The sequence below is a fragment of the Lactovum miscens genome (genome assembly GCF_014202895.1).
GTDB lineage: Bacteria > Bacillota > Bacilli > Lactobacillales > Streptococcaceae > Lactovum > Lactovum miscens.
Genome location: NZ_JACHHV010000006.1, coordinates 16,716 through 41,790, shown reverse-complemented (window position 1 = coordinate 41,790; position 25,075 = coordinate 16,716). Strand labels below are relative to the sequence as shown.

General features: G+C 34.5%; 22 protein-coding genes. All 22 read right to left on the bottom strand.

The features are described from left to right. Positions 1-395 precede the first annotated feature (395 nt). On the bottom strand, positions 396-1,991 hold the full coding sequence (locus tag HNQ37_RS02670) for a DUF2142 domain-containing protein (RefSeq protein WP_183539066.1): 1,596 nt from the start codon (positions 1,989-1,991) through the stop codon (positions 396-398). A gap of 4 nt (positions 1,992-1,995) precedes the next feature. Then, a complete protein-coding gene (locus tag HNQ37_RS02665; RefSeq protein WP_183539064.1) occupies positions 1,996-3,336 on the bottom strand; it encodes a rhamnosyltransferase WsaF family glycosyltransferase in 1,341 nt (446 codons plus the stop codon). Between the two features lie 2 nt (positions 3,337-3,338). Further along, entirely contained in the window at positions 3,339-4,181 is an 843-nt protein-coding gene (locus HNQ37_RS02660; protein WP_183539062.1) for a glycosyltransferase, read from the bottom strand. Continuing rightward, positions 4,178-5,968, bottom strand: a complete 1,791-nt coding sequence (locus tag HNQ37_RS02655; protein ID WP_183539060.1) for a rhamnan synthesis F family protein — start codon at positions 5,966-5,968, stop codon at positions 4,178-4,180. The genes HNQ37_RS02660 and HNQ37_RS02655 overlap by 4 nt, the downstream gene beginning before the upstream one ends. After that, entirely contained in the window at positions 5,965-6,861 is an 897-nt protein-coding gene (locus tag HNQ37_RS02650) for a glycosyltransferase family 2 protein (protein ID WP_183539058.1), read from the bottom strand. Before HNQ37_RS02650 ends, HNQ37_RS02655 begins: the two co-directional genes overlap by 4 nt. A gap of 19 nt (positions 6,862-6,880) precedes the next feature. Next, positions 6,881-8,194: a glycosyltransferase family protein gene (locus HNQ37_RS02645; RefSeq protein WP_183539056.1), complete on the bottom strand. Its 1,314-nt coding sequence runs from the start codon at positions 8,192-8,194 to the stop codon at positions 6,881-6,883. A gap of 90 nt (positions 8,195-8,284) precedes the next feature. Then, a complete protein-coding gene (locus tag HNQ37_RS02640) occupies positions 8,285-9,295 on the bottom strand; it encodes a phosphoribosyltransferase family protein (protein ID WP_183539054.1) in 1,011 nt (336 codons plus the stop codon). Beyond that, the gene (locus HNQ37_RS02635; protein WP_183539052.1) at positions 9,292-10,473 is read right to left on the bottom strand and encodes an ATP-binding cassette domain-containing protein; all 1,182 of its coding nucleotides are present in this window, start codon (positions 10,471-10,473) and stop codon (positions 9,292-9,294) included. The genes HNQ37_RS02640 and HNQ37_RS02635 overlap by 4 nt, the downstream gene beginning before the upstream one ends. Then, positions 10,473-11,294, bottom strand: coding sequence for an ABC transporter permease (locus tag HNQ37_RS02630; protein ID WP_183539050.1), 822 nt, complete (start codon positions 11,292-11,294; stop codon positions 10,473-10,475). Before HNQ37_RS02630 ends, HNQ37_RS02635 begins: the two co-directional genes overlap by 1 nt. Before the next feature lie 76 nt (positions 11,295-11,370). Beyond that, complete coding sequence (locus tag HNQ37_RS02625) at positions 11,371-12,360, bottom strand: glycosyltransferase family 2 protein (RefSeq protein WP_183539048.1); 990 nt, start codon at positions 12,358-12,360, stop codon at positions 11,371-11,373. Positions 12,361-12,363: 3 nt separating this feature from the next. Next, a complete protein-coding gene (locus HNQ37_RS02620) occupies positions 12,364-13,341 on the bottom strand; it encodes a glycosyltransferase (protein ID WP_183539046.1) in 978 nt (325 codons plus the stop codon). Positions 13,342-13,420: 79 nt separating this feature from the next. Beyond that, positions 13,421-14,548, bottom strand: a complete 1,128-nt coding sequence (gene glf / locus HNQ37_RS02615; RefSeq protein ID WP_183539044.1) for a UDP-galactopyranose mutase — start codon at positions 14,546-14,548, stop codon at positions 13,421-13,423. A gap of 11 nt (positions 14,549-14,559) precedes the next feature. Further along, positions 14,560-15,726, bottom strand: a complete 1,167-nt coding sequence (locus HNQ37_RS02610) for a nucleotide sugar dehydrogenase (protein ID WP_183539042.1) — start codon at positions 15,724-15,726, stop codon at positions 14,560-14,562. Between the two features lie 185 nt (positions 15,727-15,911). Further along, the gene (gene rfbD, locus HNQ37_RS02605; protein ID WP_183539040.1) at positions 15,912-16,808 is read right to left on the bottom strand and encodes a dTDP-4-dehydrorhamnose reductase; all 897 of its coding nucleotides are present in this window, start codon (positions 16,806-16,808) and stop codon (positions 15,912-15,914) included. 20 nt (positions 16,809-16,828) lie between these two features. After that, entirely contained in the window at positions 16,829-17,878 is a 1,050-nt protein-coding gene (rfbB, locus tag HNQ37_RS02600; protein WP_183539038.1) for a dTDP-glucose 4,6-dehydratase, read from the bottom strand. A gap of 80 nt (positions 17,879-17,958) precedes the next feature. Then, positions 17,959-18,555: a dTDP-4-dehydrorhamnose 3,5-epimerase family protein gene (locus HNQ37_RS02595; protein WP_183539036.1), complete on the bottom strand. Its 597-nt coding sequence runs from the start codon at positions 18,553-18,555 to the stop codon at positions 17,959-17,961. 34 nt (positions 18,556-18,589) lie between these two features. Beyond that, positions 18,590-19,459: a glucose-1-phosphate thymidylyltransferase RfbA gene (gene rfbA, locus HNQ37_RS02590; protein ID WP_183539035.1), complete on the bottom strand. Its 870-nt coding sequence runs from the start codon at positions 19,457-19,459 to the stop codon at positions 18,590-18,592. 800 nt (positions 19,460-20,259) lie between these two features. Beyond that, positions 20,260-20,913, bottom strand: coding sequence for a bifunctional 2-keto-4-hydroxyglutarate aldolase/2-keto-3-deoxy-6-phosphogluconate aldolase (locus tag HNQ37_RS02585; RefSeq protein WP_183539034.1), 654 nt, complete (start codon positions 20,911-20,913; stop codon positions 20,260-20,262). Further along, complete coding sequence (locus HNQ37_RS02580; protein ID WP_183539033.1) at positions 20,906-21,874, bottom strand: sugar kinase; 969 nt, start codon at positions 21,872-21,874, stop codon at positions 20,906-20,908. Before HNQ37_RS02580 ends, HNQ37_RS02585 begins: the two co-directional genes overlap by 8 nt. A 398-nt stretch (positions 21,875-22,272) precedes the next feature. After that, complete coding sequence (locus tag HNQ37_RS02575) at positions 22,273-23,082, bottom strand: gluconate 5-dehydrogenase (protein WP_183539032.1); 810 nt, start codon at positions 23,080-23,082, stop codon at positions 22,273-22,275. 16 nt (positions 23,083-23,098) lie between these two features. After that, the gene (locus tag HNQ37_RS02570) at positions 23,099-23,932 is read right to left on the bottom strand and encodes a TIM barrel protein (protein ID WP_183539133.1); all 834 of its coding nucleotides are present in this window, start codon (positions 23,930-23,932) and stop codon (positions 23,099-23,101) included. Positions 23,933-23,949: 17 nt separating this feature from the next. Next, positions 23,950-25,053, bottom strand: a complete 1,104-nt coding sequence (gene bglB, locus HNQ37_RS02565) for a beta-galactosidase BglB (protein WP_183539031.1) — start codon at positions 25,051-25,053, stop codon at positions 23,950-23,952. Between the last annotated feature and the right edge of the window lie 22 nt (positions 25,054-25,075).

Sequence of the window (25,075 nt, the reverse complement as noted above, 5' to 3'; positions counted from 1 at the left end):
CCTCACTAGGCTGTTGGCCTCGATAGTTTTAATGTCCGCAATTTACCTGCCTTGGCGGATATGAATAACCATAGACAAATGGTTAAATGTAGTTCCTCATAATTAAAATGTGCACTGATTCAAGCTTCGAAGTTAATTGGCAGTTCTTCACTCCATATGATAGAATATCTTCTCCTAAGGGAAGCCCTAGGAAAACTATAGTATTACGGATTTTCAAATTGCTTCAAAGTAATATGACGTTTAATGAAAAATAAATTGAGATGAACCATTAAAAGAAAAAATCATTTTTAATAACTTGATCACTAAAAGATTTTTCTCATAATCTTTTAATCTTTCAAAAATGATTTTTTTATTCACAGTTTTTGCTTGACTTTTAATATATTTTTTCTAATTGATCACTTCCAATAAGAAAAAATAGCAATTCCAAGAACAAAAATATTTAAGAAAATCAATGAATACTGCAAAAATGATACTGAACTATCTTTTGTTCTCAATAGATTATTGTCACTTGACTTAAATAACATTTTTATTTTATCAGAAATAAAGAATGGGACAGTCAAAAACATTAAATAAAAATATCTAAATTGAACTCCATGCAAAATAACATCACCGCTTTTCATCCCAACTCGACTATCCCCAGCCATCGCATACATAATCATAAAAGAAATGGCTAAAAAGACACCTACTATAAAAACTTTTATCTTATTAGGGATTTTAATTTGAATGTTTGCTGAGACTAAAACTAACAGTAGTACGAATAAAAATGGGCTAATATTATGTAAAAAGGCTGAATCTGTATTAGTATACTGCAACGGAGCAGGGGGATTTCCTTGGTTTGTTCCTGAAAAAACACCGATTGACCCTAACACTTCAAAAAAGAAAGTCCTCAAAAGTATCCCTGGGTGAGCTACTAGAGAAAAAATTCCTCCACCCTGAATTGTTGGGTTGTTTGTTGGTGATACTGAATGAAAAATCTTCGTTAAAATTGAACCGCTTATATAGTAGATTCCAGCTAAAATCATACTCATGAGAAAAACGACTCCAGCAAATATACGATCCCTTGCAGATTTATAATATCTACTTGGGAACACACAAATAAAAGTACCAATCAATACAAAGGGAAATTTCGGAAATATCATTAGTGATGAGAGACCAATGAAGAGTAGGCTTTCTTTTTTTCCAATAGATTTTTCTTTTGCAAAAAAATTTGTAAACAAAGCAAAAAGTATTAAAGCTAGTCCATAATAAAGGTAATCATAACTATAACCAGCTACAATCCAAAGTGTAGTTGGAAAAGTTGCAAACAAATACAAAACTTCCGAATATCTTTTCGAAATCTTTACAGCGAAAAACGCAAGCAGTGCAAAAGCTAGAACATTAAAGAGACGGCCTAAATAATAAGAAACAAATACTCTGTTAGAAATAATCCTTCCAATATCCCAACCAATCGCGTTTGGAATATAGGATAAATTGGTTAACCCTGTAATTTTCCCAGAGTACTTTGAACTTTGGTGTTTTGGCTGAAGAAAATTAGATAATTTGTTATCTGCGCTAGGGTTTCTGAGAGAGTCAAAATTATACACAGCATTCCAGTCAGGTTGAGAAACATTTACATCAACTTTTGCAGGATTAAAATCATTTTCATACTTAAAGAAATTTCCGTCTGCTAGCTCAATAGCATAAGTAAGATGACTTTCCTCATCTAGTCCTCTTTGTGGCGCTTTTATTACACAAGCAGCACCACCAACCAAGATTATTATCAGCGCAACATTTCTAGCCAAAAATTTCTTATTCGTTAAATCTTTGATAAAAAGTATTAATAGAACTACAGCTACAACTGAAACAGCAAAAACTACCTTGTTAGGAAAATGAAAGGTAGTATCTTGAAGTGCATATTGACTAAAAAAAAGAAGAAAAACCGCGATTAAAATCTGTAATAATTTCCATTTGGTAAATTCTATTTTTAATTTTTTCTGTAAAAAATCCCTCATGTATTTATTCTATCACAAAGTTAAACTTTCTAACTATCTCAATAATAGGGGTAGCTAAACTATCATCCCAATCGCTCAGAATAACATTATCTTCTAAATCTCTGAGCTTTTCATCATATTTCTTTTCAGCAGCTAATTTGATCATTTCAGCCATTGACTCTGCATCGGTATCTGACATAAAAATATTTTTGGAATAAGTTCCCAAACTTTGCTTGTTTGAGTATTTTGTTGTTACAACTGCACTACCTATAGAAGCAAACTCTAATGTTGGATAATTTGGATGTGGCGCCATCATTGGAGAGATTGCAATATCAATTGTTTTTGAAAACTGAATATAATCTCCCATAGACATTTTACCCACATTCTGAATTCTTACACCTGATTCTAAAATAATATCTGGTAAACCTTCTTGTCCTGCCATGTAGAATTCAAAATTTTCTCCCGTAATATAACCTTTATTAAGGGCAATATTAAGAGCTTCAATAGCAGTAAAAAATAAATTCCTACTAACATTTTGACGACCATATAAGAAGATCCTTTGCTTAACACCGTGTTCCTTATGAATAAGCTTACCAGAAGCCAAACGAGAAACGGCTGGTTCAAAAAAATAAGCATTATCTTTAACAATTTCTGGGTACTGACGTTCCAACATAAAGTCGTACATTAACTTAGTATTACATAATGGAATAATTTTACTACTTTGGTAAGTTCCTTCTGCCAGAACGTACTGGTCAGAATTATTATAAAAAGCCGGTTCAAAATCCTGAACTAAATAGACGAATTTATCCACGGGCAATTTGTTGACCAAATAAGCATCCCACCAAGCAGATACAATAAAAAGATCCTCCTTATGCATGGGAATGTATGCCAAGATATCAAACTTTCTTTCTGCAACTGAAATTACTTTTATTTGATCATTTTTTATATTTATACCCTCAGAATGAAAGTGAGCCTCTAAATCAACACTATCTCCAGTTTTTACAGTCTGAACAATTCGTAACTGTCTTCCCATTTTCAATGCAAACTTTGCTGCAACTATAAGAGCAGTGGCCGCCCCGCCAAAAAAAGAAGAATTGTCCAAAGATGGAATTAATAATGTAACTGAAGGTTTAGAACCTATTGCAGGCATCGCAGGATTCAATGGAGTGACAAGTGAGAGCCCTTCATAGTAAATTTTTTGAAATGGGACTGCCTTATTTAACTTAATTGAAGGGTCTGTCCCCATCAAAATACGATTTGTTTTATTTTCAACTCGATTAGTGACATTTGCTCCTTTTCTCAAGGCTCTCGTTAATATACTACTCGATTTTCGAACAGCTCTTATAAAAAATTCTTTTCCTGTCATCTTTAGGCTCCATTTATGATAATCTTTTTTGTAATTTCTGGAAGAAAGGGATCGCCAACATTTACATCATATCCATTTATATAACTTAGGTAAGAATAGTAGAAATCCGAGTAGGGAATAGGAGTGAAACGCCTTGACATGCTCTCCTTGTGAATTAAATACCCACCACCAATAAACCATGTCTGATATCCTTTCTTGTTCAGCCTGATACATAGATCTACATCCCCACCACCAATAATAAACCTTTCATCAAAACCATTCACTGAATCAAATTTTGATTTCTCAATTAGTTGAAATGCACCAGTAACTGCCGTCATCTTAATATTTTTTTGGACATCATACGGGAATTCTATAGTTCCAGCTTTGTTCACAGCTGAACTATATTTTTTCTTAACATACATATGATCAGCCATTCCTTCTGGGTGAAGAAACACTCCAGCATGTTGAATATGCTTTTTGTCACCATAAAGTAACGTTGCCCCACAGATTCCTACAGCCGAATCTTTAGCAAAGTAATACATTTTTTCAATTAGGCCATTGCTATTTTCATCTAGTTCAATATCATTATTCATCATCAAAATGAACTTGCCAGTAGATTTTGAAATAGCCCAATTATTAATTTTCTGGTAATTAAACGGAATATTATACTCTAGAATTTTAATATTTCTTAAACCTTCAATTAACCGTGAGAGTTTTGTCAGACTTTCCTTACTTGAATTATTACTAATTAATAAAACCTCTCTCACACTTGGACCATAAGCTCTAAAAGTTTCAATAGCCTTTATGGTAAGTTCAGGTTTATCTTTAAAAGGAATGACTACTGAAATATCTAATGTTTCACTCATAAGTTTTCACTTTTCTCCATTTTCTTTAATTCCCTAAAAGGTTTTGTAATTAGACTTCCAACTTTAAAACTTTTTGAATTGCGGATTCTCTCAAGCTCAGATTGTTGAGCTTTAACCATCTCAGCCATTGTATCCGCATAATTCGTGAGTTCAATTACATACTTATTATTTTTTTGTCTATCAATAAACGGTGGAAGTTTCTTCTCATTTGGAGAAATTTTAAAATCATAATTCATATCCCAAGCGAGGTAAACTAATATTCTTTCAATTACGTGCAAAACAGTGTTTTGACCTAACGGTTCTTCTGGAATATCAATATCCTTCAGATCTAGATTAAAAAGAGGCTCAAGAACTTCGCGCCTTGCCCAAAAGAAAGTCCCATAAGACATAATAAAATCATCTAAGCTTGAAAAATCAATAGTCTTTCTTCTTTTTAATTTATCCCATAGCTTATTCATGATAGGGGATAAGGCTTCACTTTCTCTTGCAAAATTTATTGTGTAGTTGTATCTAAAGTAGCTTGGGATATCTGCAATCACTACCCCCAAATTGTTGTTGAGATTCATTTGTGAAATAATATTATCTGCTGGTTTGACAAGCATAGCCATCAATTCTTCACGCCAAGAATCTCCTACAAAATAAGAAACCTCATCAGAACGCTTGGTATGAAAATGACCAATAATCTCATAATTAGATAGCTCTCTTCTTAACTCTAAAAGTGGAATAATATCTCGACCTCTGTTAGGAAACACCTTGATAAATACATTAAATTTAAAGTTTTTTAAAATTTCTTGTATTATGGATTGCTTTTCCTTTGAATCCGTTGTAAGGAATAAATCAAAGCCACAGGTCACTTCAATTAGTAACTCTAAAAATCTAGTTAATAAATCAGGAAAATATACATGGATATGAATAGCCACCTTTTTATCATAAATATTTCTCTCAGCAGTTGTTAGATAGCTGTCTTCTATAAGGAAGGGCTTATGCGGGAAGTCAGTCTGATATAGATGCTCTTTAATAAGAGAGACAGGATAATCTGATTTTTTTTCAATATTATCAATAATATAGGGGGCAATACCTAAATTAAAATCGAAAATTTTAACTTTAATAAAAGGACATTTTTCTTGAATGAGGACTTCTGGAGCAAACAAAGAGAAGTTTGGGTATGGCATCTTTGAAGCATCTCTTGAAATAGTTTCAATAATCGCCTTATATGAAAAGCCTGCATCTCTTAAGATAGCAGTTAAATGACTCTCATACTTAGTAATTACTTCTACTACTGTTTCAAAAACCTTAACTTCCTTCCAAAATTTTGAAAAAGGTTCAGAAATTACGACTTTCTTACTGAAAACCATAAAATATGATTGAACGTGTTGCTCAAATTTGTCATGAGTCTCTATATCTTGAAATTCACGATGATCTGTGATCCCCCAAAAATCTGTCAAACTATCTTCGTATTTTTCATAATAAGGCAAAAGGTCATAGAGTGGCCCAAAACAAGTATCATTCATCAATGTAATTGAATCATAATTCTCTAAGTTTTTATAACCAAATTTGTCAATACCTTCTTTCCATGCAGCAAAGTCAAAACCTCTATTCTCTCGTAAAATTAGCTCAGTAATCAGTTGATTTTTTTCAAGTAAACTCTTATCTGCTTCTGATAAATAACTATTGGAAATAAAAAGTACCCTTTTAAAGATATGACGCATTTTTGTCAATTGATATATAACGTGATTACTTAAGCTATTGTATTTATTAAAATGGACGTAAATCAGTAGACGATTCATTTTTTTCTCCTAAGCAATCTAATTGGTAAAAGCAATAGCTTACCAAGCTTGTATGAGCGAGAAGATTTCAAACTTTGTAATGCTTTGTTCAACTCATCAATCTCTTTTTGAGAATTAAGCATAAATTTATTTTTTTCGATTTCTAGATTAGAATATCCTGATACCCAAGTTTCAACATTCTTTTTGAGGGCTTCGACCACATCTATGGGTATTTTCTGGATATACTTGTCCAATATGCTGAAATATGCTTTATAATATTTGTCCCAATTGCCATGATCCGAGATTGAGTTTTCAAGGACCCGATAGTTTAGCTTTGTTTCTTGAATATAAATTGGTTTTGCTTTTTCATTAATAATTAAATTAAGGATAAAGTCATAATCTATAAGTTTCTTTAATTCTCTATCAAAACCTGCTTGACCAAGTTTTGACGTACGGATAAGAGAGCAGTTATCAATTCGATTTCCTTCAAGTTCTTTTTCAAAAGTGTATTCTAGATCACCAGCCAAAACATCTGTCTCATTAACAAAATCCCAAAGTCGCGCATAAGCAATGTCAGCATTGCTTTTATTGAGACCTCTATAGAGTATTTCAACATAATCTTTATCTAAAAAATTATCACTATCAACAAAAAGTAGAAATTCACCAGAAATTTTCGTCAGCGCTAAATTTCTAACATTGGCAATTCCTTGGTTTTTACTAAAGAAATACTGTGTTTTAAAAGGTGAATCCTTCAATAGTCCTCTAATGATTTCATCTGACTTGTCCGTTGAACCATCATTAAAAATCAAAAGCTCTATCGCTGGATAACTCTGATAAAAAATACTTTTTAGACATTGTTCAATATATGCTTCATGGTTATAGCAAGTAACTACAACAGAAACCTTCTTATTCATCTTACTCTCAACCTCCTTATTAATGGTAAGCCCATGTTGGGTTAACTCTTAGAATAAAACCTCTGTAGAAAGTAATAAATAGATATAAAGCTAAAACAAAAATCGTTATGAGTATCGCGATCATTGAAATTGCCTTTTCATTAATCTCTAAATTAACCTTTTTTCTAAAACTTTGGGCAAGAGGAATGAAAAAAACCATAAAAGGATGAAGATAACGTCCTGAAAGGTCAGCAAAGCTGGATAAAGATTCCTTCATAAGGTAAAATCCTGTAAATATACCTAACCAATTTATAAAGTATACTAACGCGAAATTTACAGCTGTCCATTTTTTATAAACATGACCTTTCTCTCCAACAGCCACTAACGCCAGTGCAACAAACCATAGGATATTGATAAAATTTGGAATAGTTGTTGGTACAACACTCCATATAGTAGCATTATAAGCAAATTGCCCTACAATGTAATTGTTGAAAAATACCTTAAACAGATGCACTAAATGGAATTTGCCATTTAGAAAGTATACAATGATTGCGGCTGCCAATCCACTAATCAGATATAAGAAAGATCTAACTTTTTTATCCAACTGCTCTATAGACACTAAAAATGGTTGATAAATAAGAGGAAGACCGGGAAGAGCAAATAAAGCAAACACATAATTTTTTTTTGAAAAAATTAACAGTAGAACTGTAAATAAACTATAAAGAATCTTTGATGTCTTGAGATCTCTAAATCTTTCTACAAGTGCTAGGTCAAATAAATTAAGTGAATATGTCGCTAAAGCAATATAGCTAAACACGTCATAACTCGGGCTTGCTACTTTTTGCATAAAGGGAACAGTGAAAAGCATCACTAAAATCCATTTCCCGTACTTTCTTCTTTTTATCAGAAAATAAAATGAAAGTACAAAAAATAATAAATTTGCAATTCTTGCTCCATAATCCATCACACCAACACTGGGGTAGACAAGGCGTGCAAGAAGGACGCCAAATGCCGCGGGTAGGTGCATTAAATCGATTGGTCCAAAGCTACTATCACTATTATCCAAATTAAGCTTTACGCCGTCGTGCTGCAAGTTTATTTTTTGGATAACTAAAGATTTTTTATTAAAAGTACTTGTGTCACCATCATAATTTCCACCAATTGCTTCAAACTCAAGATCCCTCATTGGTCGCATTGACATTGTAGAAGGGTGTTCAGATGAGAAAATATTATAAGCAATACTTAGATGATATCCTTCATCCCCTGTTGTTAAAGGGGGAGTCACAAAAGTAGCCAGAAGTCCCCAAATAAGCATAATCCACAAAAAAACTTTTTCTGCCTTTATTTTTTCCATTTATTTAATTTTTTAAGGTATCTATGTTCCAAATATTAACTCATTCCTTATGTATGTCAATATGGTCTGACCTAAATAGATTCAGACTGCTTATCTAAAAATTCTGTGATAAAAGAATCTAGCAATTCGATAAGGATACTTTAATACCATATACAAAATGTGATTACCCGATACTACATTTCTAAACTTCCTCTTTATAGAACCTAATTGATCTTCTATTGTTGGATTGTTTTCTTTTATCTCGACTTTGCTCTCGTTAAACATCTCATTGGTGTCAACACAATAAACTGGCTTACCAGTTAATTTACTAATCTCTTTTGCTTGAGAAGGATTGCTTTCAAAGAAAAGATTATAATCTGATTTTTCATATTCAGCTGCTTTAAAGCTCGCATGCAAACCAAGTTTAGCTCTTTCTTTTGCTGTATATCCTGAAAGCATTACCAAATTTTCGTATTTCACACCGTGATTTGATAGCCACTGTTCAGTCAAATTTCTATATTTGGAAAGCCGTGATGTAACAATTGTTTTGATTATATACGTTGGTATAAATTTTGGTTGTGCATTTAAAATAAAGTTTTCATAATTTTCACCATCGTCATTTTCCTCATCTGTAGGATCTTTACAAATTACACCATCCATATCAAAACATGAAGTACTAACAAATTGGTGATGAAAAATATTCCATTCAAAAATTCTAGGGTGAGTACATTGCTCAAGTCCAAAATCTAATTGCTCTGTGCTGGAAGCGTAATAAACAGCCAAAATCTTGATTTTATCCCGCAATTCTTGAGAAAGTATTCTGAGATTTCGTCTCAAACTATTCCCTGAATCGTAACTATCATCAACTAATAAAATCTTAGTAGCTTCCGAAGGGTAAGTTAACTCCCTGTTGATATATCTTCCCCCGTCACGCTTTATCAGATTATTATTGATTAAATCATTTAAAGAACAAACAGAAATATTCAAATTTAAGGCAATCATATAAGCAGGTAATATACCACTACGTGGAATACCAACTATAAGATCAAACCCTTGGTCTGTAATCTGAGGTAGATGATTACGTATTGTATTACTCATATCTGAGTAGGATCGGTAATTCATGACCAATCACCACTTACAGCTTCAGAAGGAGATAGTAGTCCTTTTCCCTTATTAGCTGAGTTATCTATTTTAAAATGGAGAGCCTTTTCTTCAGTAGTATAAGCTAGTATCTCTTCTGTATCCTTATCAGTAATTGTTACTTTAACATTAAACTGAATATTATTTAATATAGATATTGGTAAGATATAATTTATTGATTGTTTTCCAAATGCTTCAATTTCCTTAACTCGACGAGTAATTAACGCACTGCTAACATCATCACTTACGCGGAGTTCTAGTTTGAGATTTTTTTTCTCTTTTGATTCAAATTCAATGCTAAAGGAACAATTCTCCATGTTTTTCAAAATTATTGGAGAGTTTGCTTTAATGTCTAGAATAGGAATACTTGGGCTTACTCCAAAACTATTTTCATTTCCCGACTCATTTTTATGAGTGCTAAAATTTTCCTTTATATATTCGTTTGCAACATCATTTGGTGAACCATTAATAGTTATTAATCCATCCTTAATAAGAACAGCCTTGTTACAGTATTTTTTTACCGAGTTCATGTCATGTGTTACTAAAATGATTGTTTTGGTTTTATCTTCTTTTATCTCTTTAAAGAAATTATCACATTTTCTCTGAAAAGCTTCATCGCCAACAGCAAGAACTTCATCTAAAACAAGTACGTCTCCTTTCGCTTTTATGGCAACTGAAAAAGCTAAGCGCACTTGCATTCCTGATGAATAGTTTTTAAGCTTTTGATTCATGAATTCACCAAGCTCTGCAAACTCGACAATTTCATCATACATACCATCAATTTCTCCTGTTGAAAATCCCAGCATGGCACCATTTAGATAAACATTTTCACGTCCAGTTAACTCTGGATTAAATCCAACTCCCAATTCAATAAATGAAACCAACTTACCAGAAACTTCTACATTGCCTGTCTCCGGAACATAAATTTGTGAAATTATTTTCAAAAGTGTAGACTTACCCGAACCATTTCGACCCACAATTCCAAAGAAATCACCTTTATTAACAGTGAAATTTATATCTTTTAAAACATATTGTTGTTTGTAGCCTTTAACCCCTTTTAATGAGTTGATCATTTTTGAACGAAGGCTATTAGTCGCTTCAGTTGGTAAACGGAAAAATTTACTTACGTGACTTACTTTTACAGCTATTTCTTCAGTCATCAGATTACCTCCGCAAATTTTTTAGATTTTCTGTTAAATATCCAAAAACCAATAAAGAAAATTATTATTGGCATAATATATGGAATCATAATAAGTAAAGGATTATGTAACATTTGCCATACTGTTGGATTGGTATTATTGCTATAAGTAAAAATGTAGCGCATATCTTGAACAATTTGAGCAATCGGATTCATCATCATAAAGTTAGCTGCGTAATGCCCAATATTTCCGGCTCTTTCCGAAACTTGCGTTATCGGATAAATTATTGGAGTCGCATAAAAACCGGCTTGCATTACAACTTCCCAAACGGGACTCAAATCACGAAAATACACAAAAGCTGTAGAAATCATGAAAACAATTCCTAAAGTAAAAATAAATAATTCAAACAAAAGAGGTACTGCAAAAATAACATTCCAGCTGAAATGAACTCCATTAATAATAGCAAAAATTATCACTACCGTGGTTGAAATCATAAGGTTTATAAATGCATTTGATACAACTGATAAAATAATGATTGATTTTGAAAAACTAACTTTACGGAGCAAATCTCCCCTACCAACAATTGCTTGCATACCCACTATTGTGGATTCACTGAAAAAATTCCAAATTGTTATACCTAAAAGCAAAGCAACTGCAAAGTGTGGTACCGCGGCTCCAAACCTCAAAAACTTCACAAAGACCAAGTACATGACAAGAAAAAGCATGATTGGCTTCAAGACTGACCAGAGATAACCAATAACACTACCTTGATAACGTAATTTGAAATCCGTTTTTACTAACTCCTTAAGGAGTATTCGATTTTTCTTTTCAAAAATATTCATATATTTCCTGTTTTAATCGTGAAGTCAACCTTCACATCTTAATTGAAGCAAAGTTAATTGCCTCTTTTCATTTATCTTATTTTTTTTCTGAAACAATTTTCGCATAAAAGAAATATTCTACACGGCCTATTATATTAAAAAGAATTGCTTTCATCTTATGTGGCATATTATCCAGATATTCTTTTTCTATATGCTGGATTAGTTCTGAGTGATTTCCACCTATCTTTTTAATATCTCGCAAAGTTGTCTCAAGAATGAAATAACTCCTGAAAGGTACAATTCCATTCTCTATAGCAACATTAAAACCTGCAACTCCAGCAAAAATGTTGTCTTCTAAGAACTTGAAATTTCGCCGCTTATCCTTATCATGAGTTACAGACTCTGTATGTTGAATCCAAAAATAAATCACTGCCTCCACATCCACGACTTTTTTAGCTTGGATTAGAAGATCACCTACTACAGCTACATCTTGAGCATATCGATTGATTGGAAAGCGAATCTTGTCAAATAATTCTCTTTTATAAAGTTTACACCAGTTTGCCTCATTAAAGTAGTAGGCACTTTTCCCCCAAATTTTAACAGACTTAAGAAATATTTCGTGATATTTTTGTAATGGATCCGGAAAAACAGTCAAATTCAAAGAAGCAATATCATATTGGATGCCACAAAAATTAAAATTATCAAGTGCACTCATTCCAGGACTCTCTGTGCGTCCCTTAGCAATATCTGAACCAGTTTTTTCTAGGGATGTAACTAGCACTTCCAAGTATTGTGGATGATAAATATCATCATTATCACAGAAGGTTATGTATTCTCCCTTTGCTTCATCCAATCCTTTGTTTTGAGCAACTGAAATCCCACCATTTCCCATGTGGAAAACTTTAATACGCCCATCAGATTTTTCAAAGTCATCACAAATCTTACCAGATTCGTCTTTTGAACCATCATCAATTAATAAAAGCTCAAAATTATGATATGTCTGATAAAGAATCGATTGAATTGTTCTTTTTAGAAAATTTTCTGAATTATAGACTGGAACAATAATTGAAACTAACTTTTCAGCCATAAACTATTCTTCCATTTTAGGCATTGGTTGCCAAGTTTTGTCTTTTCGAATTATCTTTCCTTCTTTCATTCCATTTAACAAGACCTTAAAACTCTTCAAAAAATTGTCAGAAAATCCTAAACGAATAACTTCTTTTATCAAAGTAAGAAAAGTTCCAAAACAAAAGGTTAAAGGGCGATAGTCTCCTTTTAGTTTGAAATATTGAGCCATATATCCACGGTTTCTCATAATATAAAACCGAGTCATATCAGAAGTTGAGTTTAGGCGACGGATTTTCCCAATTCTTACATTATCAAGTGGACGTGTACGTGCCATCAAGGTCTCGTTAATCAAAATTGGTTGAGTGACCTTACTCGCTAGATATCCGTACACAGTATCATCCCAATAGATAAAGAAACGATTATCTGGAAGGCCATTTTCTGATACTAAACTTCGGTGAAAAATACCTCCTTCGAAACACATTGTATTTATTTTTTTGTAAGTCTCCCCTGATTTAAATCCTGCAGGTGCAACAGGGTTAGGAATACCTAAATGATTTTTAAAATCATATTGCCAATAGAAATCTGTTCCATCAAAATTTTTACGAGCTACTTGAATAGCACGCGTGTCATTTTCGACTGCTGTCTCAAGCCATGGTCTCAAACGTGCAATAGCTTCTGAAAAGACTTTAACATCATCATCCATCAGCCAGAGCCAATCAGCACCTAACTGATAGGCCACCTCAGTCCCCTTAGAGAATCCACCCGCTCCTCCAGTATTTTCTAACATAGGAACATAATTAACGTTAACATCCTTTAGGATAGTTTGGGCAGATTTAAGGATGTTTTTCGTTTCTAAGGAATTCTCATTGTCAACGACGACAAGGAACTTCGGGTGAATGCTTAAGTTCTTGATTGAATCAAGTAAGACTTGTAAAAGGTCCTGGCGCTTAAATGTTACCACAACGATTGCAAGGTTCAGTTGAGTTGTTTTTGATTGCATATCAAGCAAGATTATAGCATAATTCTAAGCACAATAAAAGCCAGGACAGTACTCGAAACATCCCTGGCATTTGTTCTCTTTATTTAAATTCACGCTCCACCGCCTTAAGAGCTGCATTGAAGACTTGATCCATATCGTAATATTGATAGTTACCGAGACGTCCACCAAATAATACCTTCTCCAATGCATCAGCTTCTTTGTGATATTTTCTGAAAAGTTTCGAGTTTTTCTCATCATTTATAGGATAGTAAGCTTCCTTAGACCGATCCCAATCTTGGGGGTACTCCTTTGTCAAAATAGTGTAACCATCATCTGCATGTTTATCGAAGTGCCTCCACTCCATTATACGTGTGTAGGGAGTTTCAGCATCGGTATAGTTAATTACTGCATTTCCTTGTTTGTTGTTAACTTCAAATACCTTTGATTCAAAGCGAACAGAACGGTATTCCAATTCACCATATTTATAATCAAAGAATTGATCAATCATACCTGTATAGATAACACGTGGGAATTCTTCAAGATAAGCATACTTATTTGCGAAAAAGTCCGTGTTAAGTTGAACATCAATCAAGTCCGAGTCCAGCATCTTTTCAAAGATAGGTGTATAGCCATCTACTGGTACACCTTGGTATCGGTGATTGAAGTAGTTGTTGTCAAAGACATAGCGAACTGGTAAACGACGAATAATGAAACTCGGTAATTCGGTCGCCTTACGTCCCCATTGTTTTTCTGTATAACCTTTAATAAGCTTATTATATATATCCGTACCAATCAAGCTAATAGCTTGCTCTTCCAAGTTCCTTGGTGCACTAGTTAAACCCGCAGCTTTTCTTTGCTCTTCAATCTTCGTTGCTGCTTCCTCAGGTGTTCTTACACCCCACATTTGATAAAAAGTATTCATGTTGAACGGAAGATTGTAAAGTTCCCCTTTATAGTTTGCTACAACTTGGTTAATATATCCATTGAATTCTGTGAACTGGTTAACGTAGTCCCAGACTTCTTTATTATCAGTGTGGAAGATATGTGCCCCAAAGTCGTGTACATTGATGCCATGTTCTTTATGAGTTGCCATATTTCCACCCAGCATCTTACGACGTTCAATGATTAAACTGCGCTTACCACGTTTTGAAGCTTCATGAGCAAAGACTGATCCATAAGGACCTGCTCCAACAATTAAATAATCATAATTTTTTGTATTAAATTTCATGTTTTTCCACATTAATCCTTTTCAAAAAGATCCCTTGTATAAACTTTTTCCTTCATTGGACGTAGTACATTATCCATCCTGTTAGCAACTATAACATCAACTTCATCAGTAAAACGTTGAAAATCGCGATTAACCCGTATATTATGATAAGTTTCTCCATTCAGGCGTGGCTCATATATTACAACTTCAGTTCCTGAAGCCTCTAACATTCGAATAATATCATGTATTGCTGAATAACGGAAATTATCTGAATTCGCTTTCATAGTTAGCCTATAAATTCCAACCTTTTTAGGTTTTTTAGAAAGAATCATGTCTGTTATATGATTCTTTCGTATTTCATTCGCACTAACAATTGCAGTCATCATTTGTTGAGGAACACCATTGAACTCTGCTTTAAGTTGCTTTGTATCCTTTGGGAGACAATAACCTCCATAACCAAAGCTTGGATTATTATAATAGTTGCCTACTCTGGGGTCAAAACCCATTCCTTCAATGATATCCTTTGTATTAAGTCCATTCATTTCAGAATATGTATCTAACTCATTAAAATATGAAACCCGGAGCGCAAGGTATGTATTTGAAAAAAGTTTGACAGACTCTGCTTCCATTTCCCCCATAAGAAGAACTGGAGTATTGCTCTCAAGTGATGCACGTTTGAACATAGCTGCAAGTTCTTTGCCTCTCTCTGACTTTTCTCCAATGACAATTCGACTAGGATGAAGATTATCATCTAACGCATGCCCCTCTCGAAGGAACTCTGGTGAAAAGATAATATTTTGAGTCGAAAATTTCTCTTTGATACTCATCACATAACCAACTGGAATAGTTGATTTTATCAAAAACACTGAATCCTTACGAATTTCTAGAGCTCGTTCGATTACATTTTCAATTGTTGATGTGTCAAAATGATTAGTTTTATCATTATAGTCCGTTGGGGTTGCTATAATCAAATAGTCACCATGTCGTACAGCTTTTTCAAAATCTGAAGTAAAGTCAACTTGAATATCCTTACGCAAAAGAAATTCTATTATTTTTTTATCGTCTAGAGTTGATTTTCTTGAAGATAATTTTTTTACTTTTTCCTCTACAATATCGTAAGCCATAACATCCTCATGCTGTGCTAATAATAAAGCATTAGATAATCCAACATATCCTAAACCAAATACTGAAACCTTCATATTTTCTCCATTTATAATAAACCGTAGCTTTATTCTTATTGAATTGGACCGATTCTTACACTCTTTAAAACAAATCGACTCTAGTAAAAAATTAAAATTCGAAAATCTACTTTTTTAATATTTCAAGTAAATGTCCGAATTTTCATATTTTTTATTAAATGAAACTTTGATTCACATTTTTTACTTCATTTCATATTTTCGCCCTTTTTCTTACTAGGATCAGGCCGTAAGTCACCATTTTTTAGCATTTTGGATAGAGCTGCTTGCCAACTAATAATTTCAAAACCAGTCGCTTTGGATTTATCTAAGTTCATGGTCGAGTTAAAAGGACGTTTTGCATCTTGCTTAAAAGTTGATGAATCTACCGGTTTAACAACTGTATTTGTATCTTTTAAAATCTCTGTTGCAAAATCAAACCAAGTCACATCTTCATCTCTAGCCTTGTCATTTGTCAGATGATAAAAGCCAACCTCTGCATTCGTGTCAACAAGATAAGTCATAAATTCAGCAAGTGTACGTGACCAAGTTGGCACACCGTGTTGATCATTCACTACGGTAATTTCTGAGTGATTTTCTGCTAACTTTTGCATTGTAAATACAAAATTTGGTCCATATGAACCAAAAAGCCAGGCTGTGCGGATCACATAGAACTTTACCCCAGAGGCAACAATTGCTTGTTCACCAAGGTCCTTTGTACGTCCATATTCAGACTCAGGGTGTTTTTCATCATCAGGCATGCGTTCTTCGCCGATGGGAAGATAACCTCCAAAAACATAATCAGTTGAGATTTGTACCATCGTTGCGCCAATTCGAGCTGAAGCTTCTGCAACATTACGTGTGCCATCGACATTGATTTTTTCGCCAAGTTCTTTACCTTCACCCTCTTCTTTGTCAACAGCTGTATAGGCTGCACAGTTATAGACTATTTCAGGCTTATTTGCATCAAAGTAAGCATCTACAGACGTCTTATCCGTTATATCAAGTTCTGCAACATCCGCTGCTACGTATTTTATGCCACGCTCATCTAATAAATGTTGTAGCTCCGTCCCAAGTTGACCGTTGCCGCCTGTGATTAATATCATGTTTTCTCCAATTCCAACTATTAACTAATAACTTTTTGGCTTTCTGCATACTTTGCTTCAACCGCGGCCTTTTCTGCTTTCCACCAGCCTTCATTTTCTTTATACCAGTCAATAGTAGCCTGCAAGCCACTCTCAAAGTCTGTATGCTTAGGGGACCACCCAAGTTCAGTACGAAGCTTCGAATTATCAATCGCATAGCGAAGATCATGGCCAGCACGATCGGTCACGCGATCATAATCATCAGCTGATTTACCCATTCGCGTAAGAATATCTTCAAGTACTTCTTTGTTGTTTTTTTCACCATCAGCACCAATCAAGTAAGTTTCACCGATTCGTCCTTTAGTTAAAATTGTCCAAACCCCTGATGAATGATCTTCTGTGTGAATCCAGTCACGTACATTCTTACCATCACCGTAAAGTTTTGGTTTTATACCACTAAGAATATTTGTAATCTGTCGTGGGATAAACTTCTCTATGTGTTGATATGGTCCATAATTATTTGAGCAGTTACTAATTGTCGCTTTCAAGCCAAATGAACGGACCCAAGCTCGAACGATCAAATCAGATGCTGCTTTTGTTGAACTATACGGACTTGATGGATTGTAAGGAGTATGATCAGTAAATTTCTCACCCTCCCCTTCTCCATGACCCGGAAGATCTTCGCGGTAAGGCAAATCGCCGTAAACTTCATCCGTTGAAACGTGATGAAATCGGATGTCATATTTACGAGCTGCTTGAATCAAGGTATAAGTACCAATAAAGTTGGTTTGGATGAACTCATCCTGTGATTTCAAAGAGTTATCATTATGGCTTTCGGCAGCATAATGAATAATTGCATCTGCTTTAGAAGCCACTTGATCTACAATTTCACGATCAGTGATATCTCCAACAACAAGCTTTACACGGTCACCAAAAAGCATATTGATGTTGTTAATATTTCCTGCATAGGTCAGCTTATCCAAAACAGTAATATGAACGTCTTGGAAGTTATTATAAACATAATGCACGAAATTTGAACCGATGAAGCCTGCGCCTCCAGTTACTACGATATTTTTATAGGGCGATTCCATTTTGTTTTTTTCCTTAATTTGTTAATCTAATATTATTTTCTAAAGTAGCTATTATAAATTTTATAGTTACTCATATCTTATTAACTTAACATTTCCTTTGTCAGGGCTTTAACATCTTTTAAAAATGGATGTTTCTTATCTGCTTCAGAGACTTCAACTTCATCCAAGTTTCCCCAGGTAATATTAAGTGCTGGATCGGCATAATTGACGAAAGCATACTTAGGTTTAAGTTCAAGCGACCAGTAATCATTAACCAAATAACTGTAAGAAACGTTGTCAGAAAGGACTTGGAAGCCATTGGCAACGCCACGAGGCACATACATTCCTACACTTGCATCAATGATTGTTTGATAGACATGGCCAAAGCTCTCACCTTCACGCAAATCTACCCAAGTTCCAAGAACACGCCCAAAGTCTGAAACAGAAATATATTTATCCCAAGGCTCCGCATGAAGCCCTCGCAAAACATTTTTCTTGCTAAAACTAACATTGTTTTGCAATTTTCCATATGCAAAAAAACTTTCTGGGAAACCTAGTGGCACCATTTTTTCCTTTTGGAAATTTTCTTTGAACCAGCCACGATTGTCTCCATGAACTGGGATATCAAACTTGATCAACCCAGGAATAGCTTCAATCTGATGGGCTGCTAATTTTTTTTCAAAAAATTCTTCTGTCATCTTTTACTTTCTACTAAATTTATATTCCTTAAATTTAAGCCTTACCAATCAAACGAAGCAAATATTGGCCATAATCATTCTTCTTCAGAGGTTGTGCAAGTTTGTACACATCTTCGTCTGTAATATAACCCATACGCCAAGCGATTTCTTCTAGGTTTGCTACCATCACATTTTGCATTCTTTGAACAGTTTCAATATATTGAGCGGCTTCCAGAAGACTCGCGTGAGTTCCTGTATCAAGCCAAGCAAAACCACGCCCCATCAATTCTACTGAAAGATCACCACGTTCGAGATAAACCTTATTAACATCTGTGATCTCAAGTTCACCCCGAGGTGAAGGTTCAATTTTTTTTGCAATTTCTACGACGTCATTGTCATAAAAATAAAGACCTGTTACCGCATAATTTGATTTTGGAGCTTTTGGTTTCTCCTCAATAGAGATGGCATTCATATTTTCATCAAACTCTACAACACCAAAACGTTCTGGATCATTGACATGGTAGCCAAACACTGTTGCACCATTTTCTTTAGCTGCAGCTTTTTGAAGTAGCTTAGACATACCAGGTCCATGATAGATATTGTCTCCCAAAATCAAGGCAACTGAATCATTACCGATGAATTTTTCTCCCAAGATAAAGGCTTGTGCGAGACCATCAGGGCTTGGTTGGACTTTATATGTCAAGTTAATACCAAGTTCATAACCATCACCGAGGAGTTCCTCAAAGCGGGGTAAATCTGTTGGCGTGGAAATGATCAAAATATCTTTAATGCCTGCAAGCATCAGGGTTGACAATGGATAATAAATCATAGGTTTGTCATAAATTGGCATGAGTTGCTTGCTTGCAGCACGAGTAAGGGGGTATAGGCGAGTGCCTGAACCACCTGCTAGAATTATACCTTTCATTATGTAAAGGCCTCCATATATTCATTCTGTTTCATTATACCAAAATCTATTTGGACTGTCAGACTCAGTTATTTTTTTCCGAAGTTCACTTGAAAAATTACTTTGCCCTTGGCAAAAAAATGCATGTTCACATAAAAACCATTTGACAAGTATGGATATCCGAGAAAAATCGTTAGTGACCGCTCCACGTGAGTTGCCAAGTATTTGGATTTAAACACTCTACCACAAGTTGGAAAGGACAGGGTGAAAGAAGAAAAATATCATCACTTACACTACCTATTTACAAGTCGATTAAGAAGATTCAAAATACGACTGATGCTCTCAGGAAGTGTTAACTCACCCGCTCAGAAGTGGGAATTTGGAAATTAATATTGTTTTTATATAAAACAAAAAATGAGTGTCTCTGACACTCACCAGTCACTCTTTGATATGATTCAGTGCATCTTTGAAAAGACTTCAACTTAAGTCAGCACAGTTTTTTACAGTTCAGTAATCTGATCAGTTCAAGTCCAATACTTAAATAATATTCATAATTTCGTATGCATTCATAAAGCACCTATTTACTATTTCTATAATCACGCTTATGAAAATTTTGAAATGAAATCAATGAGAATTAAAATTTGTATTTTTCTGAGCTCCTGCCACACGAAATAAACCTGCCTTTAGTAAAAGCCTTTGCCAAAATTAAGGCGAAGATGAGTCAATTCCAAAAAAGTTCAAATAGCCAGCTTCATTTTACTTGTTTAGCAATAGCAACTTCACTTACGACTTCTTTGGAAACTCTTTACACTGAATCAACATTAGATTTTATCACTTATTTTGCATCCCTGATAAGCATCAACAAATAATTTAGCATTTTCAGTTACCGCTGCATAATCATCATATAAAGCTGGTGCAGTAATACCTTCACCAGCACTGACAGCAGCAGCTCCAGCACTAATCCACTCATGTATATTATTTATATTAACGCCACCAGAAGGGAGAATATTGATGTATGGGAAGGGGCCTTTTAAATCTTTAATCATTCTAACTCCTGCAACGTCTCCAGGAAATAATTTAATTAATTCAGAACCATACTCCATCGCTTCTTGAGCTTCACGAGATGTTAAAAAACCTGGAATATAAGGTATTTGATAAAGATTACACATTTTTGCCACCTCTTTACAAAAACAAGGGCTGACAATAAACTGTGCTCCTGCAATAATCGCTAATCGAGCTGAAGTTGCATCAAGCACCGTCCCAGCGCCAATAACTACATCCGTTCCCTTATATTTTACAACTAATTCATCAATAACTTCATTAGCGTGAGGAACAGAATAAGTCAATTCAATTGCTTTAATCCCACCTACCACTACTGCATCAACAATTTTAATAGCTTTGTCAGTGCTATCAGCCCTGACAACTGATACAACGCCAGATTTAACAACTTTGTTAAGTAATACTGATTTATGCATTATTCTCTTCTCCCTGTTCATCATAAAAAGCTATTAACTGTTCTCGTGTAGGGTAACCATCATTATCTCCTTGAGCCATGACTGCTAAAGCACCAATTGCACAACCACGGGTTATAGCTTCTTTCAAGTTCATTTCCTCAAGTAGTCCAGTTAAAACCCCTAAAGCAAAGCCATCTCCTGCTCCAACCGTATCAATAACTTTTTCAACAGAAAAACCAGGAACAGTATACGATTTTCCATCTTTCAATTTCACATATGCACCACTTGCTCCTAGTTTGACAATAACCGCATATGTTAGCTTACTCTGGTTAAGATAAAAATCTGCAATTTCTTCTGGAACTCTAGTTCCTACTAATGTTTCACCTTCGTCAATTCCAGGAATTACAATTTCTCCATATTTTGCCAACTCATTAATTGTTGAGCACATAACTTCTTCCGATTCCCATAAACTTGGGCGTAAATTAGGGTCAAAAATCGTATGAATTTTATTAGCAATAAGTTGATCAGCAAAATAAATAAAAGTATCTCTTGCTTGTAAAGAAATTGCTGGGAATATTCCTGACAAATGAGCCCATTTAACATCAGAAAAGTCAATTGCATCAATTTGGTCCTTTGTAATGTGTGCTGCAGCAGAACCTTTTCTGAAGTAAAAGGTACGGGGGTCCCCAATATTGACAAATTCTTTTAAATAAAATCCTGTCCAGTGCTTTGAATCAGTACTAATATAGTGATTTCCAACATGGTGCTCAGCAATTTCCTTGATGATATATTCACCAAACGGATCTTCCCCAACCTGTGAAATATATTCAGTTGTGTGCCCAAGTCTTGATGCACCAATCATAACATTAAGTTCAGCTCCACCCATAACTTTGGAAAACTCTGAAGCATCAACTAAATTGCTACCCAAAATTTTCGAAGCAAATACTACCAGTGGCTCCCCAATTGTCAATATTTCCGACATTAATCTACCTCTAATCTTAAGCACAATTTGGTCATAACTTTCTCAATCATTTTTTTATTTTCTCTCGGATGTTCAAGATTGATTTAAATTCCAAAAATAATTCATGTTCAATTTTTATTTAATTATTCTCTTAACGCGAAAATCATCTATATAAAGCTACATGTTTTCATTTGTTTTTCTACCTTTAAAAAAAGTATCAAAAACAGTGTAAAAAGAAACAAGAATAGCTTTAGAAACAACCACTATTGCCTCATGTTTTTTATTTTTATACTGAAGAAATACTCTTGTCTACCTATGATTTTCCATTAGTTTTCAAAATTTGATTTCTCAAATATTATCTCCTACCAAAGATAACGGTACCTCAAAAATAGTACTGTTATTGATATTTCAATATATAATTAATCTGGCTGTTTTCCAATATATGCCAAGATACCACCATCGACATAGAGAACATGACCATTAATAAAATCAGAAGCAGGTGAAGCAAGAAATACTGCTGGTCCTTGCAAATCTGAAACTTCCCCCCATCGCTCAGCTGGTGTTTTCGCAATAATAAAGCTATCAAATGGATGACGAGAACCATCAGATTGAATTTCCCGCAATGGAGCCGTTTGAGGCGTTGCAATGTAACCAGGACCAATACCATTACATTGAATATTATATTTCCCATATTCAGAAGCAATATTACGTGTCAACATCTTTAAACCTCCTTTAGCGGCTGCATAAGCAGAAACAGTTTCCCGTCCTAATTCTGACATCATGGAGCAAATATTTATAATTTTTCCGCCACCAGATTTAATCATCCCGGGAATGACTGCTTTAGACACAATAAATGGTCCATTCAAGTCCACATCAATAACTTGACGAAAATCTTGTGCTGACATTTCAAGCATTGGGATCCGTTTGATGATTCCAGCATTATTAACTAAAATATTAATAGCACCCACCTGCTTTTCAACTTGAGCAACCATTGCATTTACAGCTGTTTCATCTGTTACGTCACAGACATATCCGTAGGCCTCAATTCCCGCTTTTTTGTAAGCTGCGATTCCTTTCTCTAGAGCTTCCTGATTGCGGTCATTAAAGACAATTTTTGCACCTGCCTGCGCAAACGCAGTTGCAAGAGCAAAACCAATCCCGTAAGTGGCACCTGTAACCAGTGCAATTTTTCCATCTAATCTAAAAGATTCGTTTTTAAATTCTGTCATATAATCTCCTACTAAATCATTTTGTATTTTTAATCCTATTAATAGCATCTCGTATTGCGAAATCTTTCGTTTCTTCCAAAACGATAATACTTCCAGGGCTTCGTTTGCTTATTTTTTTCAAAATCTCCTCTGCTTTCATTAAACCATTAAATAAATTAACGGGCTTAATGATTCCATTAGTGATAATAAAATCCTTTATATGAAAAGCGCCTATCTTATCACCAAATAATCTTAGTGCTTCATCTACTAACTCTACTTGGCTCTGCCAAGTATCTGCATTAATTAAATTTGTGGGGTCTAAAACAATTGACAAGTTTTCAGAATCCACTTCATTTATGAGTCGTACAACCTTATCAAGTGAGTGAACAGGATGGTTAAGACCAGGTTCTATTCCAATCAATATACCATTTTTCTCCCCACACTTGACTAGCCTCTTTATTACCTTAACCGTTTCTTGAAATACTTTTTCAGTATAGTTCTTCTCAGTAAACTTAATTTCCGGAAAAACTCCACCTGTTTCTGTAGCAACTAAAGAAGCTCCAAAAAATTTAGCATACTTTACGTACGTTTCAAACTTGTGTAAAAGTTTTTCCCTTTCTTCAATATTAGGATGAATAATATTGATGTAACAACTAAGTATTGCAATATCGATTCCCTTTCTTGCTAAAATTTTCTCTATTTTATTTCCCATGCCTGGGTTTAAATTTTCTGCTCCAGAAGGAAAATCTGGAAAGGATACTCCCAATGCAAGTTGGAGGCTTTCTGCTCCATAATTTTGAGTTTGAAGTGCAAGTTCCTCAAATGTGCTTACACTTGAAAGATCATGCCCGCGTATTGTAAAATCAAAAATATTTGTATTCATACTTATTACACGAAAGAAATTAGGAGTTCTGTTAATGCTAAAATCGTCAATGATTGCCCATATGGCATTGCAGTCATCTCAATATTCCTATAATGATCTAGGTTACTTCCCATGCCAGTGCCAACAGAAACATGTTGAACTTCTCCATCCTCATTGATTTCCTTAATTAATCCTCGTAATGCTTTGAAAGCCACCTCTTCGTATTTCTTATCGATGTATCGGCAATGAACTGCCTTAAGAACTCCATAGGCAAAAGCTGCAGTGCCAGAAGATTCTAAATAGGAAGTGGGATCATCAATGAGGGTATGCCACATTCCAGACACGTCTTGATATTTTTCAAGTGCTTTAATTTGGTCATCCAGTAAATTTATCAAAAAAGTTCGTAAGAAATCTCCTTCACGTAAATCTAAAATATCTATAATTTCAGGAATGGCAATTGTAATCCAAGAATTTCCTCTAGCCCAAAAGGCTTTTGCATAATTATGATTTTCTTCAAATGTCCAACCATGATACCAAAGCCCAGTCTTTTTATCAGCCAAGTATTTTGCATGAATTAAGAACTGATATTTTGCTTCCTCAATATATTCAGAATGGTTGAGCAATTTTCCGATCTTAGCTAGTGGAAGAACCGCCATCATAAGTGTATCGTCCCATAACTGGTTCACATTCTCAGGGCCATAAGTAATATGCTCCATCCCCCCTTCATTTGTTCGAGGCATTTCTTTCATTGCCCATTCAGCCCATTGTTCCAAATAGGGTATAAACTTACAATCTCTTGTTTCTTCAAACATATATGCAAAGGTTAAGAGAGGTGCCATCGTGTTGACATTTCTTGGTGGAGCTCCCTCAATCATCCGTTTATCTATCCAGTCCCCTACCACACGGAGAGTTTTAAAATTTTTGGTAAGTTTGTAATTTTTAAAAATACCATATAGGCCTACGCCTTGAGGCCAGTTCCACACACTCCAACTTTTGTCGTCTACTTTTAGTCCATCAAAATCAAGAGTAAATTTCCCAGCATCGTCATCAATCTTCGTTAAATTACCCGTCAATAAATCAATTAACTCTTCCACTCTTTTCTTTTCAATAAAAAGCTGTCGCTTAATCATCTCAAACTCTCTCCTTCACTTA

Excerpts from the sequence above, each read along its gene's own strand:
- HNQ37_RS02670 (WP_183539066.1), bottom strand. The coding sequence starts at position 1,991 with ATGAGGGATTTTTTACAGAAAAAATTAAAAATAGAATTTACCAAATGG.
- HNQ37_RS02665 (WP_183539064.1), bottom strand. The coding sequence starts at position 3,336 with ATGACAGGAAAAGAATTTTTTATAAGAGCTGTTCGAAAATCGAGTAGT.
- HNQ37_RS02660 (WP_183539062.1), bottom strand. The coding sequence starts at position 4,181 with ATGAGTGAAACATTAGATATTTCAGTAGTCATTCCTTTTAAAGATAAA.
- HNQ37_RS02655 (WP_183539060.1), bottom strand. The coding sequence starts at position 5,968 with ATGAATCGTCTACTGATTTACGTCCATTTTAATAAATACAATAGCTTA.
- HNQ37_RS02650 (WP_183539058.1), bottom strand. The coding sequence starts at position 6,861 with ATGAATAAGAAGGTTTCTGTTGTAGTTACTTGCTATAACCATGAAGCA.
- HNQ37_RS02645 (WP_183539056.1), bottom strand. The coding sequence starts at position 8,194 with ATGGAAAAAATAAAGGCAGAAAAAGTTTTTTTGTGGATTATGCTTATT.
- HNQ37_RS02640 (WP_183539054.1), bottom strand. The coding sequence starts at position 9,295 with ATGAATTACCGATCCTACTCAGATATGAGTAATACAATACGTAATCAT.
- HNQ37_RS02635 (WP_183539052.1), bottom strand. The coding sequence starts at position 10,473 with ATGACTGAAGAAATAGCTGTAAAAGTAAGTCACGTAAGTAAATTTTTC.
- HNQ37_RS02630 (WP_183539050.1), bottom strand. The coding sequence starts at position 11,294 with ATGAATATTTTTGAAAAGAAAAATCGAATACTCCTTAAGGAGTTAGTA.
- HNQ37_RS02625 (WP_183539048.1), bottom strand. The coding sequence starts at position 12,360 with ATGGCTGAAAAGTTAGTTTCAATTATTGTTCCAGTCTATAATTCAGAA.
- HNQ37_RS02620 (WP_183539046.1), bottom strand. The coding sequence starts at position 13,341 with ATGCAATCAAAAACAACTCAACTGAACCTTGCAATCGTTGTGGTAACA.
- glf (WP_183539044.1), bottom strand. The coding sequence starts at position 14,548 with ATGAAATTTAATACAAAAAATTATGATTATTTAATTGTTGGAGCAGGT.
- HNQ37_RS02610 (WP_183539042.1), bottom strand. The coding sequence starts at position 15,726 with ATGAAGGTTTCAGTATTTGGTTTAGGATATGTTGGATTATCTAATGCT.
- rfbD (WP_183539040.1), bottom strand. The coding sequence starts at position 16,808 with ATGATATTAATCACAGGCGGCAACGGTCAACTTGGGACGGAGCTACAA.
- rfbB (WP_183539038.1), bottom strand. The coding sequence starts at position 17,878 with ATGGAATCGCCCTATAAAAATATCGTAGTAACTGGAGGCGCAGGCTTC.
- HNQ37_RS02595 (WP_183539036.1), bottom strand. The coding sequence starts at position 18,555 with ATGACAGAAGAATTTTTTGAAAAAAAATTAGCAGCCCATCAGATTGAA.
- rfbA (WP_183539035.1), bottom strand. The coding sequence starts at position 19,459 with ATGAAAGGTATAATTCTAGCAGGTGGTTCAGGCACTCGCCTATACCCC.
- HNQ37_RS02585 (WP_183539034.1), bottom strand. The coding sequence starts at position 20,913 with ATGCATAAATCAGTATTACTTAACAAAGTTGTTAAATCTGGCGTTGTA.
- HNQ37_RS02580 (WP_183539033.1), bottom strand. The coding sequence starts at position 21,874 with ATGTCGGAAATATTGACAATTGGGGAGCCACTGGTAGTATTTGCTTCG.
- HNQ37_RS02575 (WP_183539032.1), bottom strand. The coding sequence starts at position 23,082 with ATGACAGAATTTAAAAACGAATCTTTTAGATTAGATGGAAAAATTGCA.
- bglB (WP_183539031.1), bottom strand. The coding sequence starts at position 25,053 with ATGATTAAGCGACAGCTTTTTATTGAAAAGAAAAGAGTGGAAGAGTTA.